Source organism: Edaphobacter sp. HDX4 (assembly GCF_036877565.1).
Taxonomy (GTDB): Bacteria; Acidobacteriota; Terriglobia; order Terriglobales; family Acidobacteriaceae; genus Edaphobacter.
Window position 1 is genome coordinate 1 of the sequence record NZ_JAEDXW010000086.1, and the last position, 254, is coordinate 254.

The window sequence follows — 254 nt, forward strand, 5'->3', positions numbered from 1 at the left end:
GGCTGCGCCTTCGATCCCGTCGGGAGATTTCCATTGGTAAAGGCGAAGCTGCCTGCATTGGCGCCGGCGTTGTTCTCGGTCTTGTTGTAGTGGTTGTAGTCCACGCCGAATTTGAAGCTGTGATTGCCGACCAGCTTTGTCACATTCACAAAGATGTTGTGATTCTTGTTGTAGTCGCGGTAGGGCCCGTAGGTTGCGATCGCCGTGCCGCCGGTAAACGTGAGCCCCGGAACGCGCGGAAGCGTCGAAGCAAA

General features: G+C 56.7%; 1 protein-coding gene. It reads right to left on the reverse strand.

The window, feature by feature from the left end; translation table 11 throughout:
• Window positions 1–254 (reverse strand): hypothetical protein (locus JAO29_RS23210; protein WP_334270661.1); only part of this gene is annotated, 254 nt, incomplete at both ends.